This is a genomic window from Lentzea sp. NPDC042327, from assembly GCF_040647275.1.
Taxonomy (GTDB): Bacteria; Actinomycetota; Actinomycetes; order Mycobacteriales; family Pseudonocardiaceae; genus Lentzea.
On the sequence record NZ_JBEZBX010000027.1, the window covers coordinates 40,381 to 57,135 of the forward strand.

Annotated in this window: 18 protein-coding genes and 1 pseudogene; 10 read left to right on the forward strand and 9 right to left on the reverse strand. The window is 68.4% G+C overall.

Annotated elements, in window-relative coordinates:
* Positions 1-10: 10 nt before the first annotated feature.
* Positions 11-562: an EF-hand domain-containing protein gene (locus AB0A63_RS38720; RefSeq protein WP_360401144.1), complete on the reverse strand. Its 552-nt coding sequence runs from the start codon at positions 560-562 to the stop codon at positions 11-13.
* A gap of 321 nt (positions 563-883) precedes the next feature.
* Between AB0A63_RS38720 and AB0A63_RS38725 the strand changes: the two genes are divergently transcribed.
* The 4 genes from AB0A63_RS38725 (at position 884) to AB0A63_RS38740 (ending at position 4,588) form a co-directional block, all read left to right on the forward strand.
* Entirely contained in the window at positions 884-2,080 is a 1,197-nt protein-coding gene (locus tag AB0A63_RS38725) for a zinc-dependent alcohol dehydrogenase (protein WP_360401147.1), read from the forward strand.
* Positions 2,077-2,964 (forward strand): SDR family NAD(P)-dependent oxidoreductase, encoded by an 888-nt coding sequence (locus tag AB0A63_RS38730; protein WP_360401150.1) that lies wholly within the window; start codon positions 2,077-2,079, stop codon positions 2,962-2,964. Before AB0A63_RS38725 ends, AB0A63_RS38730 begins: the two co-directional genes overlap by 4 nt.
* A 68-nt stretch (positions 2,965-3,032) precedes the next feature.
* Positions 3,033-3,533, forward strand: a complete 501-nt coding sequence (locus tag AB0A63_RS38735; protein ID WP_360401153.1) for a SigE family RNA polymerase sigma factor — start codon at positions 3,033-3,035, stop codon at positions 3,531-3,533.
* The gene (locus AB0A63_RS38740) at positions 3,533-4,588 is read left to right on the forward strand and encodes a hypothetical protein (protein WP_360401156.1); all 1,056 of its coding nucleotides are present in this window, start codon (positions 3,533-3,535) and stop codon (positions 4,586-4,588) included. Before AB0A63_RS38735 ends, AB0A63_RS38740 begins: the two co-directional genes overlap by 1 nt.
* A 49-nt stretch (positions 4,589-4,637) precedes the next feature.
* On the opposite strand, the gene AB0A63_RS38745 is transcribed toward AB0A63_RS38740, so the two are convergent.
* The 5 genes from AB0A63_RS38745 to AB0A63_RS38765 form a co-directional block, all read right to left on the reverse strand.
* Positions 4,638-5,813 carry a zinc-dependent alcohol dehydrogenase gene (locus AB0A63_RS38745; RefSeq protein WP_360401159.1) on the reverse strand — a complete coding sequence of 392 codons (1,176 nt, stop codon included), beginning with the start codon at positions 5,811-5,813 and terminating at the stop codon, positions 4,638-4,640.
* Complete coding sequence (locus AB0A63_RS38750; RefSeq protein ID WP_360401162.1) at positions 5,810-6,352, reverse strand: SRPBCC family protein; 543 nt, start codon at positions 6,350-6,352, stop codon at positions 5,810-5,812. Before AB0A63_RS38750 ends, AB0A63_RS38745 begins: the two co-directional genes overlap by 4 nt.
* Positions 6,353-6,540: 188 nt before the next feature.
* Positions 6,541-6,879: a hypothetical protein gene (locus AB0A63_RS38755; protein WP_360401165.1), complete on the reverse strand. Its 339-nt coding sequence runs from the start codon at positions 6,877-6,879 to the stop codon at positions 6,541-6,543.
* A 209-nt stretch (positions 6,880-7,088) separates the two neighbouring features.
* A complete protein-coding gene (locus AB0A63_RS38760; protein ID WP_360401168.1) occupies positions 7,089-7,406 on the reverse strand; it encodes a hypothetical protein in 318 nt (105 codons plus the stop codon).
* Between the two features lie 86 nt (positions 7,407-7,492).
* Positions 7,493-8,413 carry a LysR family transcriptional regulator gene (locus tag AB0A63_RS38765; RefSeq protein ID WP_360401171.1) on the reverse strand — a complete coding sequence of 307 codons (921 nt, stop codon included), beginning with the start codon at positions 8,411-8,413 and terminating at the stop codon, positions 7,493-7,495.
* 79 nt (positions 8,414-8,492) lie between these two features.
* Here AB0A63_RS38765 and AB0A63_RS38770 point away from each other — a divergent pair, with 79 nt between their 5' ends.
* Positions 8,493-9,428, forward strand: coding sequence for an NAD(P)-dependent oxidoreductase (locus AB0A63_RS38770; RefSeq protein ID WP_360401174.1), 936 nt, complete (start codon positions 8,493-8,495; stop codon positions 9,426-9,428).
* A 182-nt stretch (positions 9,429-9,610) separates the two neighbouring features.
* Positions 9,611-10,171, forward strand: coding sequence for a snapalysin family zinc-dependent metalloprotease (locus AB0A63_RS38775; RefSeq protein WP_360401177.1), 561 nt, complete (start codon positions 9,611-9,613; stop codon positions 10,169-10,171).
* Positions 10,172-10,251: 80 nt separating this feature from the next.
* On the opposite strand, the gene AB0A63_RS38780 is transcribed toward AB0A63_RS38775, so the two are convergent.
* Together AB0A63_RS38780 and AB0A63_RS38785 are read right to left on the reverse strand one after the other, a co-directional pair.
* Entirely contained in the window at positions 10,252-10,851 is a 600-nt protein-coding gene (locus tag AB0A63_RS38780) for an NAD(P)-binding domain-containing protein (RefSeq protein WP_360401181.1), read from the reverse strand.
* A gap of 72 nt (positions 10,852-10,923) precedes the next feature.
* Positions 10,924-11,892, reverse strand: a complete 969-nt coding sequence (locus AB0A63_RS38785) for a chlorophyllase (RefSeq protein ID WP_360401184.1) — start codon at positions 11,890-11,892, stop codon at positions 10,924-10,926.
* Between the two features lie 242 nt (positions 11,893-12,134).
* Between AB0A63_RS38785 and AB0A63_RS38790 the strand changes: the two genes are divergently transcribed.
* The 4 genes and pseudogenes from AB0A63_RS38790 to AB0A63_RS38805 form a co-directional block, all read left to right on the forward strand.
* The gene (locus AB0A63_RS38790) at positions 12,135-12,686 is read left to right on the forward strand and encodes a helix-turn-helix domain-containing protein (RefSeq protein WP_360401186.1); all 552 of its coding nucleotides are present in this window, start codon (positions 12,135-12,137) and stop codon (positions 12,684-12,686) included.
* A 326-nt stretch (positions 12,687-13,012) separates the two neighbouring features.
* Complete coding sequence (locus AB0A63_RS38795) at positions 13,013-13,576, forward strand: papain-like cysteine protease family protein (protein WP_360401188.1); 564 nt, start codon at positions 13,013-13,015, stop codon at positions 13,574-13,576.
* A gap of 10 nt (positions 13,577-13,586) precedes the next feature.
* Positions 13,587-14,453, forward strand: coding sequence for an LPXTG cell wall anchor domain-containing protein (locus AB0A63_RS38800; RefSeq protein WP_360401191.1), 867 nt, complete (start codon positions 13,587-13,589; stop codon positions 14,451-14,453).
* Positions 14,454-16,079: 1,626 nt separating this feature from the next.
* Positions 16,080-16,351: pseudogene (locus tag AB0A63_RS38805) on the forward strand (protochlorophyllide oxidoreductase); the annotation flags it as partial.
* A 143-nt stretch (positions 16,352-16,494) separates the two neighbouring features.
* Here the strand turns inward: AB0A63_RS38805 and AB0A63_RS38810 are convergent.
* A partial coding sequence (locus AB0A63_RS38810; RefSeq protein WP_360401194.1) for an ANTAR domain-containing protein occupies positions 16,495-16,755 on the reverse strand: 261 nt, incomplete at its 5' end.

The following is a 16,755-nucleotide window of genomic DNA, read 5'->3' on the forward strand; positions in this document are numbered from 1 at the left end:
GGCGTGGCGGTTATGCGGTGATCTTGCCGAACAGGTGGGCGGCGGGCGCGTGCGGGTCGTCGCCGTAGAAGAACTCCGCGAGCGCCTGGTGGAACTCGGCGCGGTCGAGCCCGCCGGAGCCGTCGACGTCCAGCGCGTCGAAGACGGCGGCGCAGTCCTCGGGGGAGACGTTGCCCGCGAGGCGGAAGATCTCCTCGAACTCCGTGCGGTCGACCCGGTCGTCCCCGTCGAGGTCGATCAGGTCGAAGTAGCAGTCGGCCACGGGTCCGACCTGCTGCGGGTACAGGCCGCGGTCGCCCAGCGCCCGCCGGAACCCCTCGGTCATCTCCCGCAGGTCGACCTTCCCGTCACCGTCCTGGTCCATCGGCGCGATCACACCGGTCCAGAACGCCTCCAGCCCCTCCACGAGGTGGCGGGCGGTCGCGGGCTGCAGCGCGGCACCGCGGGCCGCGACGTACCGCTCGCCCATCAGCCGGACGTCCTCGCAGGTGATGACTCCGTCGCCGTCGACATCGGCGCCTTTGAACCACTGCCGGTACTTGAGATCACGAACTTCGGTCATGACGACGCAACCTAGGCAACCCGTTCCGCGAGTGCCCGGCGACACGGCTACCGGAAAGGGTGAACCAGCCGACCGGGTGACGCTGCCTCTACGCCGAGGTCGTTCGATCGGCGGGGTCCGTCCGTTACCACGAACAGGTTGAAACGGTTTTGAGTCGATTTTGCGGGGTACTGCTGACCTGTCCACCAGTGTCACGAGGGGAAGTCGGATGTCTCGGATCACCCGCTCGACGGCGGTCGTGCGCACGGCGCTGAACGCGTCGCCGCGCACCCCGGCCAGGTCAGCAAGTACCACCACGCCAGCGTCAGAGGTGAGGCACCCGTGAAGGCGCTGACGTGGCAGGGCAACGAGAAGGTGCAGGTGGTCGACGTTCCGGACCCGCGGATCGAGGAGCCCACCGACGCGATCATCAGGGTGACCTCGACCGCGATCTGCGGATCGGACCTGCACCTGTACGGGGTGCTGGGGCCCTACCTGAAACCGGGTGACGTGCTCGGCCACGAGGCGATGGGCGTCGTCGAGGAGGTCGGTTCCGAGGCGAGCGGTCACCTCGAGGTGGGCGACCGGGTCGTGGTGCCGTTCAACATCTCGTGCGGGCACTGCTGGATGTGCGAGCGCGACCTGTTCGCGCAGTGCGAGACGACGCAGGTGCGCGGCGAGGGCAAGGGCGCGAGCCTGTTCGGCTACACCTCGCTCTACGGTTCGGTGCCCGGCGGCCAGGCCGAGTACCTGCGGGTGCCGCAGGCCCAGTTCGGGCCGATCGTCGTTCCGGACGGCACGCCCGACGAGCAGTTCCTGTTCCTGTCCGACATCCTGCCGACCGCGTGGCAGGCCGTCCGCTACGCCGACGTGCCTCCCGGTGGCACCGTCGCCGTGCTCGGGCTGGGCCCGGTCGGGCAGTTCGCCGTCCGGATCGCCAGGCACCTCGGCGCCGGCCGCGTCATCGGCGTCGACCGGGTTCCCGAACGGCTCGCGCTGGCCGAACGCCACGGGGCCGAACCCGTGAACCTCGACGAGTTCGACGGCTCCGGCGAGGTGGCGGCCAAGCTGATCGAGATGGTGGACGGCCGCGGGCCGGACGCCACCATCGACGCCGTCGGCATGGAGGCCCACGGCGGGGGACTGGTCGCCGCGGCGCAGAAGGCCGCTGGACTGCTCCCCGACGGCATCGCCCAGAAGGTGATCGACAAGGTCGCACTGGACCGCCTCGACGCCCTGCACACCGCGGTGAAGGGAGTGCGCCGCGGTGGCACGGTGTCGGTGTCCGGCGTGTACGGCGGCGAGCAGGACCCGATGCCGATGATGGAGATGTTCGACCGCGGGATCCAGCTGCGCATGGGACAGGCCCACGTGCGCCGGTGGACCGACGAGATCCTGCCGCTGGTCCTCGACCCGGCCGATCCGCTCGGCACCCTGGACCTGACCACGCACCACCTCCCGCTCGCCGACGCCGCGCGCGGCTACGAGATGTTCCGCGCCAAGAGCGACGGCTGCATCAAGGTCGTGCTGAACCCATGACCGGCCGGGTGGTGCTCGTGGTGGGCGCGAGCAGCGGGATCGGGCTGGCCGCGGCGGTGGCGTTCTCCTCCCGCGGCGATGCCGTGGTCCTGGCCTCCCGCAGCGGTGCGGCGCTCGACGCCGCGGAGAAGGCCTGCCGGGCGGTGGGAACCGCCGCGGTCGACGTCGTCGCCGACGACATCGGCGATCCCGATGGCGCCGGCCGGATCGTCGGGAAGGCCATGGACCTGCACGGGCGCATCGACGTCGTCGTGCACAGTGCGACGGTGATGGGGTACGGGACCGTGGAGGAGATGCCTGCCGAGGTGTTCACCACGGTCGTGGACACCGCGGTGCACGGCACGCTGCACCTGGCGCAGGCGGTCCTCCCCGTTCTGCGCCGCCAGCGCACCGGTGTGTTCATCGGCGTGAACTCGCTGCTCGGCTCCATCACCGTGCCGCAGATGGGCGCCTACTCCACGGCCAAGTGGGGGCAACGCGCCGTACTCCGCACCCTGCAACAGGAAACGCGCGACGAGCCAGGCGTGCACGTGTGCATCGTGAGCCCCGGCAGCATCAACACGCCGATCTACGACCAGGCCGCCAACTACACCGGTCGTGCGGCGCGGCCACCTGTTCCGGTCCTGAGCCCCGAGCGGGTCGCCGCCGCGATCGTCCGCCTGGCCGACCACCCGCAGCGGCACGTCAGCGTGCCGGTAGGACCCGCGAACCCGCTCATCGTCGCCGGTTTCCGGTTCCTGCCCGGCCTTTACGACCTGCTCGTCGGGCCCCTGTTCCGCCTCGCGGCGCTGACGAGGAAGGCGGTGCCGCCCACACCGGGCACCGTTCTCCGGCCGCACCCCGCCGGTGAGGGGACGCACGGGCGCTGGCCCGCCGAACGGTGAAGGTGTGGCCGGCGCGTTGTCCGAGAAGCCGGTAAACGGATCGCCGTCGGCGTGAGTCTTCAAGGGTGATGGCTGACTACGACGACTTCGCCCGAGCACAGCTGCCGCGGTTGCTGCGGTACGCGACGATGCTCACCGGCGAACGGGAACAGGCTGCTGATCTGGTGCAGGACGTGCTGGTCAAGATGTACCGGCACTGGTCACGGATCAGCCGCGCGGACCACCCCGAGCGGTACGTGCTGCGGATGGTGACCAACGGCTACCTGTCCTGGCGACATAGCCGGTCCGCACGTGTGACCGCGTCGGGGGACCTCCCCGACGAGGCACGGGCGGACGACTTCGCGTCGGACCACGCCGCGCGGGAGGACATGTGGCAGCGCTTGGCGCGGCTGCCCAAGCGCCAGCGCGCCGTGGTGGTGCTGCGGTACTACGAGCAGCTGCCCGACTCCGAGATCGCCGGGCTGCTCGGCTGCGCCCAGGCGACCGTCCGCGCACACGCCCACAAGGCGTTGGCCGCACTGCGAAACGGCTTGGTCATCGAGCAGATGGCGGAGGCCAGGGAGACGTGATGAACATCGAGAACCTGATCAAGGACACCTTCACGGCGCGCGAGGCCGACGCACCCGACAGCGACGCGGTGCTCGCCGCAGCGCGCCGGCGCATCGACAGCAGGCGCTCCGCGCTGGGCCGGCCGCTGGTGGTCGCCGCCGGAGCGACCGTGCTGACCCTCGGCGCGGTCACGGCCGTGGTGCTGAACCGGCCGGACCCCGCGGTGCAGTCCCAGCCGATGGCCACCGCCGGTGGAGCCGAGACCCCGGCCCCCACGAGCCAGGCCGCGGCGGCGGGTCTGCGGATGCCCTACTCGCTGGGCTGGCTCCCACCGGGCACGGTCGCCCACCGGGTGCACCGGATCAACGTCGGGTTCAGCGCGGAAGACCCGGCCACGCCCCTGTACGGCGGTGAGTACATGCTGACCGTCACGGCCGGCGACCAGGTGCTGGAGATCGGCGTCCAGCAGTTCCGGATGGTGTCGCTGGACGAGGCGATGTTCAAGTCGGGTCCCGGCCAGGCCGTGACGGTCGAGGGACAGCGCGGGGTGGAGAGCTCGGTGTCCACCGGGCCGGGCGGGTACGAGCTGTACGTGGCGCACCCCGACGGCGGCTCGATGTACGTGCACGTGGCCGCCGCGCACGGCAGCACCGCACCCGCGCAGCAGCTCGCCGACACCGGCCGCCGGATCGCGGAGAACATCCAGTTCCCCGGCGCGACGACGGTCACCCCGGCCTACGGCCTGCGCGACCTGCCCGACGGGATGCGGATCTGCGCGTTCAACGTCCAGCAGGGCCTGGACCGGTCCCCGGCCATGCCGGAGACCACCACGGGCTACTCGCTGGGCACGTGCACCGTTCAGCCGACGGTCCACGTCAACAGCGCCGTCGTCGGCGAACCGGCCGGTACGCCGGGGCAGTTCGTGCAGGGCCACGCGACGCGCTACACCGACGAAGACGGCTACCGCCGCCTGTGGGTCCTCGACGCCATCGGGGGGGCCCCGGTCGTCGTCGCCGGCGGGGTGCCCCAGGCCGACCTGTACGACATCGCCAACCGGCTCGTGCTGCCGAGCTGACCGCGGTTCGGTCACCGCGTTCGCCGCGGTGACCGAACGCCGTGGCCCGTCAGGGTTTGAGGACGACCTTCTCGCAGTTGTCCTGCTTGTTCTTGAAGATGTCGAAGCCATGTGCCGCCTCGTCGAGCGGGAGCGTGTGGGTGATGATCCGGGTCGGATCCAGCTTCCCGCTTTCGATGAGCTCCAGCAGCGGCTTCATGTAGCGGTGGACGTGGCACTGGCCGGTGCGCAGGGTCAGTGAGCGGTTCATCCACGCGCCCGCCGGGAACTTGTCGATCAGTCCACCGTAGACGCCGATCACCGAGACCACACCGCCGCTGCGGCACGACATGATGGCCTGGCGCAGTGCGTGCGGGCGGTCGGTCTCGGACTTGACGGCCTGCTTGACCCGGTCGTAGGCGGAGACGTGCGCGCTGCCGTGCGTGGCCTCCAGGCCGACCGCGTCGATGCACTTGTCGGGCCCGCGCCCACCGGTCAGCTCCAGCAGCCGGGACCGCACGTCGACCTCGTCGAAGTTCACCGGCGTGTAACCCGCCTGCTCGGCCATCTGCAGCCGGTAGGGCTCCTTGTCGATGGCGATGACCTTCGCGGCGCCCAAGACCCTGGCGCTGTCCATGGCGAACTGGCCGACCGGCCCGGCACCCCACACCGCGACCACGTCACCCGGCTGGATGTCGCACATCTCGGCGCCCATGTAGCCGGTGGGCAGGATGTCGGAGAGGAACAGCACCTGCTCGTCGGTCAGGTCCGACTCGATCTTCAACGGGCCGACGTCGGCGAACGGCACGCGCGCGTACTGGGCCTGCCCGCCCGCGTAACCGCCGGTCAGGTGCGAGTAGCCGAAGATGCCGGCGACCGGGTGCCCGAACATCTTCTCCGCGATCCCGGCGTTCGGGTTGCTGTTCTCGCAGCACGAGAACAGCCCGGCCGCGCAGGCGGCACACGCACCGCAGGCGATCGGGAACGGCACGACGACCCGGTCCCCGACGCGCAGCCGGTCCGCGGCGACACCCGAGCCGACCTCGACGACCTCGCCCATGAACTCGTGGCCCAGGACGTCACCGTCCTGCATGGTCGGCACGTAGCCGTCGACCAGGTGCAGGTCGGAACCGCAGATCGCGGTGGAGGTGATCCGGACGATCGCGTCGCGGCTGTTGAGGATCTTCGGGTCCGGCACGTCGCGGACCTCGACCTTGTTGCGGCCGGCCCAGGTGGTCGCCCTCATGCGCCCGCTCCCTTCTCCAGCTCGGCGTCCGACAGCGGCTGCGCCGGGCGTTGCGGGAACTCCTCGCGCGCCCGCTTGCCCCACGGGGCACCGTCGGACCGGACGACCTCACCGGTCTCCAGCACCTGCTTGAACCGGCGCAGGTCGTCGTCGAGCTGCTGGTGCGGCTCCTCGCCGAAGTACCGGGCGACCGCCTTGCCGATCGCACCGCCCGGGATCTCGTACACCAGTCCGACGTGGACCTCGGTGCTCTCCCCGTCGGGGGCGGCCACGAACCGGACCGTGCCGGCGTTGGGCACGTCGGCGTCACCGGTCGAACGCCAGGCGATCTTCTCGGCGGGCACCTCGTCGGTGATCTCGGCGTCCCACTCGACGTTCGTCCCGAACGGCGCGTCGGCGACCCAGTGGCTCGTCCGGGCACCGGTGGTGCGGACCTCCTCGAGATGCCCCATGAACGTCGGGAGGTTCTGCAGATCGCGCCAGAACGCGAACACCTCCGCCACGGGTTTGCGGACAGTGGTCGTAGCAGTCAGTTCCACGGATCCTCCTTCGCGTGCCCCGCACCACCGGTGGGGGCTCGCTGCGGACGCGGCGACGTCGCAGCGCGGCCAGGCACGCCGCCTCGTCCGAGCCGGGGTGGTCTCACCTGGGCCTGACTACCCCTCGGCACTGCGCCTAACCCCGTTGCGGGAGAGGTGACCGGTGCCGCCGTCGCTCCGCGCGGGGATCAGCTCCCGGTGACCGTGACGTCCGCGACGCCCCAGAAGCAGTTCGAGTCGGCCCGGGACTGCGTCGTGCCACCGAGGTAGTTGTTCTGCCAGTTGCCGTAGTACGTGAGGCCCCAGGTGCACTTGACGACGGACCGCCAGTTGGTGCCTTGCTGGCCCGTGCATTCCACCAGGCCGTCGCCGTCGGCGGCGGCCAGTGCCTTGCAGCTCAGCGCCCCGTACTGGAACAGGGTCCCCGGCGCGAGGGCCGAGGCCGCGGGCGACGCGACGAGGGAGACCCCGGTCAGCGTCGCGGCGACGGCCGCGGCGGTGGCGAGACGGCGGGTGAGGTGCCGCATGGCTTGCTCCTTCTCCGATCAGCGGTGGCGGGGGTTTCCCGCGACCGAACCGATCGTCGTACAGGGGAGCGGCACGCCCCAGTACCACTGCTCGACCGCTCGCGGTGCACCACTTCGCACACGAGCCGGTGGGCGGTGGCGAGCAGAAGGCCTACGGCAGAAGGGCCGTCACCACGCGGGTGACGGCCCTTCTGTCCTGGCAGGACGGTTCAGCACGCCCTGACGACGGCGGTGTGCGCCTTGCCGCCGAGGTCGAGGATCGTCACCGTGCGGCTCCCGGCGGGCACGCGGACCACGTAGGTGCCGGGGTCGACCGGGTAGCCGAAGTAGCTGCCGGCCGGTGCGGCCGAGGTGCCCGCGATCATCGCACCGCTGGTGCGGTGGATCGTCGTGGAGACCGCCGCGCCGCAGTTGTTGGAGATGTAGATCTTGCCCTTGGTGGCGGCGGTGGCGGATCCCGCGCCGAGGACGGAGATGAACAGTCCTGCGGTGGCCAGACCGGTGAGAATCCGCCGGGCGGTCGTCATGGTGCTCCTCCAGCTGTTGCGGGCGTTCCTCGCAAGATATCCACCGGTGTGGCGGCGCACAGTCGGTTGAACGACCGACATCTCGATCAGCGTTGTTCCGAGGTCGCGGAGGCGAGCTGGTCCGCGACGTCGCCGGGCACGTGCAGCCCTCCGTCGCGCAGGTCCGTGATGAGTTGAGCGATGAGCGGGTCGTGGGGGCCCGCGGTCAGGGCGACCAGGCGGCGTGTCCACCGCGGGTCGAAGGAGCGGACCACGCCGGTGAAACCCGCGGTGATGGCGCTGACCGGCACCACGGAGAGCCCCAGGCCCGCCGCTGCCAGCTGGGGCGCGTGCGTCGTCACGGCGGTGCGGGCCACCACCGACCCCCTCAGGTCGGCGTCGAGGTTGCTCTCGATCCACGCGCCGAGGTTGTTCTCCGGCGTGAAGTGCACGAAAGACCGGCCGTGCAGGTCGTCCTGCCGGATGGCGGGCTGTGCGGCCAGCGGATGCCGGACCGGCAGTGCCACCACGATCTCCTCTTCGGCGACCGTGGTCTCGTGGAAGCCGGTGGCGCCGAGGTCGGGCACGAGCAGGACGTCAGCCTCCCCGGACTCCAGCGCGGCGAGGGCCGGCTCCGGGTCCGTGCTCTCGCGGAAGGCGATCGTCACGCCGGGCCGGTCGGCGTTCCACCGGGCCAGCACCGGTGCCAGCAACGCCACCGTGAGGCTCTGCGCGCACACCACGCGGACCGTGCCTCCGGCGGCCTGACCCACCGCACGGGCGAGGCGGACCGCGTCGTCGGCGGCGGCCACGGCCCGGCGAGCCTCGGGCAGCGCGGCGCGTCCGGCGGCCGTGAGACGCACTCCGCGGCGGTCGCGGATCAGCAGGGCGGTGCCGGCCTCACGTTCGAGGGCGACCAGTTGGTGCGAGATCGCCGGCTGGGACAGGTGCAGGTGCTGCGCGGCACGCGTCACCGAACCCAGGTCGGCCGCGGCGAGCAGGCATTCCAGCGCGCGCAGAGTTGGCATAAACAAAAGTTATCATTAGGGCAATTTATATCGATCCTGCGACGGGAAGTGTTCTTCCTGCACCGCCGTTGGACCTGACATGTCATCAGCATTCGTCACCGGCGGGTCCGGTTTCATCGGAAGTGCCCTGATCCGCCGCCTGGTCGCCGACGGCCACGCGGTGTCCGCCCTGGCGCGCAGCGACGCAGCGGCCGCCGCAGTCGAGCACGCGGGCGCCACCGCCGTCCGGGGAGACCTCCTCGACCCCACCACCTGGGCCCGTCCCGGCGACACCTACGACGTGGTCTTCCACCTCGCCGCGGAGACCGACCTCGCGGCGAGCCCGGAACGGCACCGGCTCGTGACGGTGGACGGGACCGCAGCCGCCCTGGAAGGCGCACGCCGCGTGCACGCCCGCAGGTTTGTCCACTGTGGATCGGAAGCCGCGCTGCTGGCCGGTGACCCCCTGGTCGACGCGGACGAGACCGCTCCGCTGCGCCCGGACTCGCCCGCGGCCTACTCCGCCACCAAGGCGCAGGCGGAACAGCTCGTCGCGGAGGCCTCGGACGACCGGCTCGGCACCGTCGTCATCCGCCCGCGGTTCGTGTGGGGACCGCACAGCAGCCTGATCGGCGCGATCGTGGCGGCGGCGCGCGAAGGCCGGTTCGCCTGGATCGAGGGCAGCAGGGTGCGCACCGACGTGACCTACGTCGACAACGCCGTGGAAGGACTGGTCCTCGGCTGGTTGCACGGCCGGCCAGGAGAGGCGTACTTCATCACCGACCGCGAGCCGGTGGAGCTGAGGTCGTTCCTCGAGACGCAGTTCCGGCTCCACGCGGTGGAGCCGTCGGTACCGGATCTCGACCTCCCCACGGCCGTGGAGAACGTGCCGGTGCCGTTGCTCTGGTTCTTCTCGCAGCCGTGCACTGTGGACACGGCGAAGGCGGTGGCGGAGCTGGGCTACCGGCCCGTGATCACCCGCGCCCAGGCGCTCGCCACTACCGGGGCGGTCAGCTCGGCATCTGACGCACAGTGACGACCATTCGCCCCGCTTTCGTTGGTTGTGCTGCTTTCGTCCGAATAGCGGGCTACGTCAACCGTGAAGAGCGCTGAACCGCTTCACGCCAATGGCGGGCGAACGGGCACGACGACTCTCCTTACGTTGGGTGGCGGAACCCCGAGGTTCCATTCTTCGCACCCTGCAAGCGAGGAGAACCCATGTTCAAGAAAGTCGTCCTGTCCGTCGCGCTCGCCGCGGCCACAACCGTCGTCGCACCCCTGACGGGCCAGGCGTCGGCCGCCGAGGCCCCGCCCACCGCGGCGGCGGTCACCGTGTACTACGACACCAGCAGCGCCCCCACGTTCGCGAGCGCCATCCGGCAAGGCGCGGCGAACTGGAACGCGCGGGTGTCCAACGTGAAGCTGGTGGAGAACCGCAGCGCGGCCACCCTGCGCTACCGCGAGGGCAACGACCCGCGCGGTTCGTACGCCTCGACCAACGGCCACGGCAGCGGCACGATCTTCATCGACTACACGCAGGCGAGGCAGTACTACGTCACCCGCATCACCGCGCACGAGACCGGGCACGCCCTCGGCCTGCCCGACCACTACAGCGGCCCGTGCTCGGAGCTGATGTCGGGCGGTGGCCCCGGCACGTCCTGCACCGTCGCCTCGCCCAACGCCACCGAGGCGGCTCGGGTGAACTCCCTGTGGGCCAACGGGTTCGCCGGCACCTACGAGTGGAAGGTGATCTACGAGCAGATCCCCGTCCACTCCTGATCACGCACGACCGCGGGGCCTGGGTCTCCTGTGGACCCGGGCCCCGCGGGCGCTGTGCGTCCATCGCGACGACCTGTGTGTCACCGCGAGACGGAGATGTTGAACTTCGCGGTTCCCAGGGCCCTGACGGTCGAGAAGAACAACGGAGCGACGTGCTCGGTGGCCAAGGCGGTGTGGACGCCGCCCAGGTCCAGGACGCTGCTCCCGGGCCACCCCAGGTCGCCGAGCAAGCCCGTGACCACGGTCTTGGCCGCGCTGTCGTCGCCGCTGAGGAAAACGGTCGCCTGGGACACCGACGCCAGCGGGTCGACCATGATGGTGAAGTTCATCGTGTTGAGCGTCTTCACGACACGGGCCCGTGGGAAACGCGCCTGCACCTGCTGGGCCACGCTGTCACCGGGGTAGGCCATCGTCATCTGCGGGGTGAAAGCGGCCGAGGGGTCGAGCACGATCTTCTCGGCCAGCACGTCCTCCCCGATGTCTTCCAAGGCGGCGACCACGGCCGTGCCGGGGATGGCGGTGACGACCACGTCGCTGGACGCGACGGCTTCGCGCGGGCTGACCGTTCCCGCTTCGCCTGCGCGCGTCCGTGATCCGTAGACCACGTGGTGACCGGTGGATGCCAGTCGTGTCCCCAATGCGGAACCGACCTTGCCCGTGCCGAGGATCGCGATGTTCATGGGTTCCTCCTGAGGTGGTCTGACGAGCGACATGCGGGGATGCGGTGTCGACCGCGGTCCGCACGTCGCGGGCTACTTGGTCTCGACCTGCGCAAGAGGCGTCTTCCGGCTCTCCAGTGCCTTCACGGCGATGTCCCAGGACATGTCGCCGGGGAACAGTTGGGACCGCAGGTAGGACCACACCAGCGCCCGCAGCGCGGCAACCCGTTCGGGGTTCTCGTCGGAGGTTTCCACGGCGTCGTAGCCCGAGATCCCGCCGAACAGGTGCTGTGCGCCCAGGAGGGTCAGCAGCGTCTTGTTCCCGCCGGGGCTGTGGGTGTAGGCGTCCCAGCGGTAGCTGAGCCGGGAGGAGAAGTGGGGGTTCAGGTCCTCGTCGCCGGCGATGACGAGCGCGGCACCGGTCATCTGCCCGAAGTCGATGTGCTTCATCATCGGGTAGTGCTCCGCGGCCCACGGCGAGAAGTGCTCGTCGGCGATGCCAGGTCCTCCGATCACGACGCCGGCCTTGACCCTGGGGTCGGAGAGGTCCTTCTCCCGGGGGTCGTCCGGGTCGGACACCTGCGAGCCCAGCAGCAGTGAGACCGTGTGGCCACCGGCCGAGTGCCCGACCGCGGCCACCTTCTCGGTGTCGACACGGCCCGGGAGCCCCGGAATCGCGGCGATGACCTCCTCCAGGTGATCGAGGACGATCCGCATGTCGACGGCGCGGTCGCGCCAGAACAGCGGCGCGTCGGGCAGGTCCTGGTCGCGCAGCCCGAGCACCGTGGAGTCCAGGTGCGTCGGCTGGACGACGACGAACCCGTGAGCGGCCCAGAAGTCCGCGAGGGGCCCGTAGCCGCGCAGCGAGGAGAGGAAGTTGGTCATGCCGTGGCCGTGCGAGAGCAGCAGCACCGGCAGGTCGGTCCCGGTCACGGGCGCCGAGATCTTGATCTCCAGCGGCACGGGCCTGCCCGGCACCTCCAGCGAGACGGGACTGCAGCTGAGGACGGGGGTGGGGTCGCTGACCGGGAAGCCGGCGGCGTCCGCGTAGGACGTGTTCATGGTGTTCCTCTCAGGCGGTTCGTCCGTGAACGCGTTGCTCGACGGACTCGGAGGGGTGATCGACTCCGACCGCCCGGCAAAAGATTGCCATGGACGGCAAGTTTGCACAAGACGGCATTTTAGCCATGGGAAGCATGTATGCTGAGGTGCACGCAGGCGGTGGTCAACGGAGTGCGGGAGGGGTGCGGGTGGCCAGTGACGGTCCGGGGCTTCGGGAGCGGTCCAAAGCACGACGCCGGCGGTTGATCCTGCACACGGCTCTGCGTCTGTTCGCCGAACACGGGTACGAACGGACCACGATCGCCGACATCGCCGAGGCGGCCGAGGTCGCGCCGCGGACCGTGACGGGCTACTTCCCGTCGAAGCTCGACTTCATCACCGAATGGCCCGCGTCCATCGAGCAGCGGATCATCGCGCTGCACCGGGAGGACCCCGCGCTGGAGTTCATCGACCTGGTGGACAGGTGGTGGCACGACCTGCGCGACAACGTCGACCAGGAGGAAGCCGCGCTCACCCGCGCCATGGCCCTGGCCAACCCCGGCGTGGTCGCCATGGCGGAGGCCGAGGTCTCCCAGCGAACTCCCGGAACCGGCTTCCCCTTCGACGGAACCGGTCGTGACGACCTGTCGGGAGCCGCGGGCCGAGCCGCGATCAGGGGTGTCAACCAGGTGTTCCTCCGCGGTGTCGCCGAGGGCCGCATGACCGACGAGCTCCACGACGACCTGCTGAACCTGGTCCGTGCCATCGCCGACAGCACCGACGTCGGTCACGGTTCGCTCAAGCTGGACCCTTAGGTATCGGGACCTCCTGGCATTCACCTCAAAGTGTTCGAGTCACCCTCGCATTCCGTGGGCGGATGCGGATGGTGGCCTTTTCGGACCGTCTTCGACACCGTAAAGAGTGCAATACCGCAACCTTCACGGGCAAAGACCGGAAACCAGTGGCGGTTTCGGCAGCTCGTTGTTGATGTTCGGTAATTCGTGACTCCGGCCTGGGAGCTGGAATTCATGGAGTTCACTCTTGTGGGCGTATTTGTGTGTTGTTTCTGCGTGGCAGCGAATTTTCGCGCTTTCATGTCCTCAGGTCTCCCGGTACTCGTCACATCCAGGAGGACAAGGAAATGGGTAGATCCACATTCGCGATCACGGCATCGGCCATCGCGCTGACGACCTCGTGGTTGCTCGTGACCGCGGCAGGCGCGGCGCAAGCGGAAGCAGCGTACGACGGCATCGCCATGTACAAGCAGGAGAAGACCCAGTGGTGCTGGGCCGCCTCGGGCCTGACGATCGCCAAGTACCAGGGCGTCGGCAGCACGCAGGCGGACTTCTGCACTCGGGCCCAGCCCTACTACGGCTGCAACAACCAGCCTGCCACGCTCGACGACATGGCCAGGGGCTGGCAGAGCCTCGGCATGGCCCACCCCGGCTCGGGCCTGGGCAGCGCGGCCTCGTTCAACCAGATCTACACCGACGTCAAGGCCTCCCGCCCCATCGGTGCGCGCATCGGGTGGACCTCAGGCGGGGGCCACATGAACGTCGTCTACGGCTTCGACACGTCGAACAACACCATCGCGGTCGCCGACCCGTGGCCGGACACCGCCACCTACACGTGGTGGAACTACAACGACTACGTCAACAACAGCTCGTTCAAGTGGACCCACTCCCGGATCGGCATCTCCCGTTAAGGCAGGCATCATGTGCGAACCAAGAACGGTCTGGCGGCGGGCTGCTTCGCGCCTTTCCCGCCTGACCGCGGTCCTGGCACTGGGCGCATCCGCGCTCCTGTCCGTCGCGGGCCCCGCCCACGCGGCCCCGGCCGAGGACCCGCTCCCGGTGGACATCCCCGACTACCAGGCCGCTCTCAACGCCGTGAAGTCGGCCGACGTCCGCAACGCCGTGTGCCGCTTCCTCGCCGTGCCGGTGCCCCAGGGCGGGTCCCAATCCGTGCAGATGGTTCCGGACAAGGCCAATCCGTGCGAGGGCATGCCCGCCTTCACGATCAAGGACCCGCTGGCGGTCAGCGAGATCACGCCGGGCTTCGTCGCGGGCACCTCCCCGCCGATCGCCACGGAGGCGGTCAAGCTGGCCCGCCTGGTGTCCTCGCTGAGCAACACCGTCAACGACCGCCAGGCCACCGTCATGCTCGCCCCCACACAGGGCGGCGGCTGGCACTTGGCGGCGGTGCGCGAGGGCGACGACGAGGCCGAGTACGCCGGCAAGGCCGGTGCGGGGGTCCTGGTGTTCTCAGAGCCGCAGATCCGCGGCTGGTACCAGCTGAAGCTCACCACGGTGGAGCCGCTCAACGACCAGGCACGGCAAGGACTGGGCGGCAAGTCGTCCATGTCGCTGAGCGAGTACCAGAAGCTGGTCAAGGCCCGCTACGCCGACAAGCTGCCCGCATCGGATTACGACACCAAGGGGATGTCGAGCGGCTACGGCATTGCAAGCGGAACGGACAGCACGTCGTCCATCGCGCCGTTGCTCGTCGGCGGTTCGAGCGCGGCGCTCGTGCTCGCGGGCGGCGCCTTCTTCTTCCGGCGCCGGCGCAACAACGCTGGGTGATTCTTCGGCTCGGTCTCGGTGGACACGGCGAACGACAGCCGTTCTGGGCGTTATGAGCGTGCGTTCAGGGCTGTTGACCTGTGCTTTGGTGCGGTTGGGCGCAGTTCAGGTCGATCCGAGGGCTCCTTCTGTGTGAACTATGGCGATGAGACTGCGCTGACCTGCGGAGATACGACTCCTGCAGGTCGGCGCGGTTCCGTTCAGGTCCATTGAGGACCGTTCCGGTGCGTTTCAACGTATGGAGCTGCTCCACTCCGCTCCCACACCGTGCTCCTCAAAGCTCCCACGTCTCGCTGGCTCGATGTCATCTGAAGTTGGCGTGCACGCTTGGCGGCGACCGCAGCTATGCTGGTGAGTAGCGCGGCAACCACACTTCCGGCGGTACTGTCGTTCCTCGATCAATTGTCCTCATGGCCAAGTATCGTGACACTAGTAACGCTTAGCGTAATCTTCACCAGACTGACGCTGACCCCTTCCATGGTCTGATCACCCGAGCAGGACCGAACAAGGTTCCTGCGGCGTTCTGTCTGTGCCGGGTTTGATCGTTCTAGGAGTGAATAATTGGCACCGTCTGATCAAGAAGGCGGTGAGTTGAAATGTCACGACGAAGTCGAGGCTCGGTTCCAGTTATTTCTGTTGAAGTCGAATATAGCTTGTGGGTTAATTCGCCAGCCTGGACCAGTAATCAGTGAGCGCCGGTGCGCTCATTGCTGAGGTAATGTCCACTTGGCATGGACTGATCCGTTGGTTCTATCGAATGATCTTATGCTGCATTAGGGTGATCCCTGCTGGTTCTTGCGTGTCTTGCTGTAGCGTATGTCGCTGCTTGAGTGGCTTGTAATCGGTAATACGGGAAGGGATTGATGTAGCGCACTGTGACGAGTGTTGCTTGCCATTGGCGTTAACCAAGGTCGGGAAGTTGCCGGTGCACTACCATTACTGGAAGAACTTTTGGGGTACTGTGAAGGTGGGTGTATGTCCAGGATCGGGCACGGTAGGATATTTTTATCCGAGTGTTGGAGAATGTGAAAGGCCACGTCGCAAGCAGCTTTGTCCGGGGTGTGAGACTGGTCCGCTGAGGATTCTTAAAAACGGGATGCTGCAACGACACAGCCGCCCTAACGGCCGTCGATGTGAGTTGTCTGAGCTTGAGCTTTAACCCTTCGTCGTCTTGCTGGTTGGTGGATCGGCGCTTAACGTGGGTTCATAATCCCGCTCCGTGACCGAAGTCGGGCCGGGAACTGCGGCGGCTTGGTCGGTGCAGCGGATGCATGCCGAACCGCATGGAATCCTCGCTGGCTGCACTATGGCAGTCCCCAGCCATGCCGCCCTTGACGTCACCGCTGAGGTCGCCGCCTGCCTACAGCGTCGGTGACAACGTGTGATCCTGTGTAGTTCGCTCGCCACCGATCTGCTGGTTATGAGGGGTGGCGTCCGAGTCCAATCGATTGCTCGGCCAAGCGGATAGCGAACGCCTTCGGCAGAGTAGGAGCAGACAAGCAGTTGGCTGCTGAGTTAAGGCTGCGGGTTGAGTTTCACACCGCATACAGGGGAAGCTTGTTGGACGACTGAGTTTGGCCCCGTGTTGCTATTCATGCGGATGTATGTGGAGCAGATCTGGAGCAGGTGTCGCTGGGACTGCACGAACGCACGCGCGACGGATTCGAACTGCCGATCGGGACCAACCACTCGGGTCCGGCCGCACTGACCTGGCTGCTGATGTCGGCGCTGCGGGCAGCGGGGAACCCCGAACAACTCTCCCGTGTGCTGACGACGTCCAGCCTGGGACATCGCAGCGGCGGGCTCGACTTCACCGATCTCCACCGGGAGCGCCGGCGCTGCTCGCCAACGCGTGCTACAGAGCCTCGAAGCTGGCGAACCTGTTGTTCGCCGCAGAGCGGCATCCACAAGTGGTCTGTGCCGCTGCTGACCGCCACGGTCGCTGGCCATGAGCTTCATCAGCAGCGCATCGGAACGCTTGAGGACTTGGGACGAATGACCGCTGAGGTGTTACGCGACTCCCACGAACGGCACCGGCTGCTCAGGAACCGGCGACCGAGTCGAGGAGGTTCTTGGCGATGTAGCGGAGTTTGACGTTCTCGTGCTGTGAGCGTTGCACGAGCATCGTGAAGGCTTCGTCGGCGCTGCAGGAGTGCACGGCCATCAGGACACCTTTTGCTTGGTCGATGACGGCCCGGGAGGCGAGGGCCTTTTCCAGGCTGTCGATGTGGTCTCGTGAGCGTTGCCAGCGCTGGGCGCTGGCGATAGTGACCGACGCGGCTGTCGTGAACAGCCGCATGAG